Source organism: Psychrobacillus sp., assembly GCF_056205495.1.
Window position 1 is genome coordinate 1 of the sequence record NZ_JBAEAP010000451.1, and the last position, 2,168, is coordinate 2,168.

The 2,168-nt window shown below is 37.3% G+C and carries 3 protein-coding genes; all 3 read right to left on the reverse strand.

From position 1 onward, the window contains the following. A partial coding sequence (locus AC06OU_RS12980; RefSeq protein WP_475856284.1) for an alpha/beta hydrolase family protein occupies positions 1-611 on the reverse strand: 611 nt, incomplete at its 3' end. Beyond that, a complete protein-coding gene (locus tag AC06OU_RS12985) occupies positions 589-1,062 on the reverse strand; it encodes an NUDIX domain-containing protein (protein WP_475856285.1) in 474 nt (157 codons plus the stop codon). The genes AC06OU_RS12985 and AC06OU_RS12980, both read right to left, overlap by 23 nt. A 154-nt stretch (positions 1,063-1,216) precedes the next feature. Then, on the reverse strand, positions 1,217-1,858 hold the full coding sequence (locus tag AC06OU_RS12990; RefSeq protein WP_475856287.1) for a CPBP family intramembrane glutamic endopeptidase: 642 nt from the start codon (positions 1,856-1,858) through the stop codon (positions 1,217-1,219). Positions 1,859-2,168 lie beyond the last annotated feature (310 nt).

A 2,168-nucleotide genomic window follows, 5' to 3' on the forward strand; every position in this document is an offset into this window, starting at 1 on the left:
CTCCCATGAATAATTAACACAGGGGCATGGATTTCTCCGATTTGGTTCAATACATTTCTTCCCTCATATTCTTCCTCACGGTTGGATGGAGTCCCACCTATTACGCGTTTCATCATTCTTCGCATATCCAGTCTTTCCTCATATGTGAGATAAATATCAGATACTCCTGCCCAGGAAACAAGCGAGCTGATGTCTTCTCTTATAACAGCTGTCCATAAGGCCATCATGCCACCCCTAGAAAAGGCAAATAGATGGATTTTGGCGGGGTTGCAAAATTGTTTTAATACATCCACAGCATAAACGGCATCCCATCGATCCTCGCCACCAAATTCGTCTCGTCCTTCTCCGCCTCGATTTCCACGATAATAAGGAGCAAAGACAACAAGTCCTTGAGAAGCAAATTGAGCAATTCGTGCAGGGCGAACCATACCAACCCCTTGGATACCTCCTCTGCAATACAGCATTCCATCATAATTTCCCTCTTTAATCGGGTATGCTAGCATTCCTTTTATCCGTAAGCCACAAGACCAGTATGTAATTTCTTTTAAATGCACGTTCGGATTTGGAGACGGATACACACGAATTCTGTCAATCGTTCCATCTTTCTTCATAATTCATCACCTCTTTAAGAATGACTTCCATTCCCTTGTCCTTCATATGAAAGCTTAAATTCGGACAAGCTTCTAGCTCTTTTGACGTGAGCCAGACTGCTCCATCTGTTTCATAATTCACTGCCTCTGTATGTATATCCTTCACCTCTGCTATAAATACCGCCTTACAAAATGGTTTCACATCATGAACTACATATTCGGCAAACCATTCTAAACGGTATACTGCTACATTTGTTTCTTCTAAAGTTTCTCGGATAGCAGCTTCCTCTATAGTTTCATATACCTCTTTTTTACCACCAGGAAACTCTATTCCTCTTTTAGGATGGTTAGTTAGCAACCATTTATGACCTTTCTGTGCTAAAACGAGCACATGCTGAGGCTCTATTGAAAAGCTATCTTTTTCAAAACTAAGATCCACCCGATATCCATTCAAATCAACAAAAGAAATCATGTATATATATCCCCTTTTTATTTCAAGCATTGCTTCATAATTTTTTATTTGTTGTCTTTTCTTAAATGTTCGTATCTACCATACTTGATTCGCAATTTAAGTAAAGTTTATCATAGGCAATAAAAAAAGGTTTAGCATAAAACTAAACCAGAGTCTAAATAATGATAAACAAGTAAACAAGCATTATCCCTAAATCCGCTATACTATGACTTATAATCGATGGAACAATGGTATGGAACTTCGATCGAAAAATCCCCCACATAATTCCTGCAAGAAATACCATAATCGTAGCGAAAACAGGTACATGAAAGATCGGCATGACCACTACGAAATGATATAAGGCATAAAAGAATGCCGTTATAATAATTGTAAGCTTCGAGCCTAGTCTATGTTGTAATCGGTCAAACATAAACCGTCTCCAATAAAATTCTTCCAATATGGGGTTAATGAAGATAAGGAAAAGTATAAGGAAAATCACCTTTGCTCCTGTAAAATCCCATTGGACAAGTGCTACTTCTAAGCCTTCTCGATCTATAACTACCGATTGAAGTAAATAGGCAAAACCATAAATAGCTACTAAGCAAATTATTCCGCTAATAATTCCTACTGTCATTGAATATTTTGGCTGAGGTACTAATAAACGAGTACGCTTTTTCCTTCTATAGCTAACCAGAATGGGAACAAGAAGTAACCAGCCATAGAAAAGCAAAAAAGTGATGGGCACATTCTTTATAAGAAGAAGACCTAAAATGATCATAAAAGTAGGTCCAATTAGTAAAATAAGCTGTTTAACCATATAACCTCCTAATTTTTTGAAATTTATTAAGCTTTGTTAAAGCTATTGGGTGATTTTAACTAACCATTTTTCTTATAGTGACTGTAAACATAAACAATTGAACTTTCAAATGGCTATTAAGAACATAAATAGATGATGAAATTGGGGTTGGTGACAGTTTTTTAGCTTTGTTTATGCGAGTAAATTTATTAGCGCTTTCTCGATGCTAAAAGCTGTTTCCATTTATTGATTGGAGTGAGACAGATAAGACATCACAACCACGCGCGTAAGCGATGGGTGATGGCTTATCGCTCACCCCGAGGAAAGCATC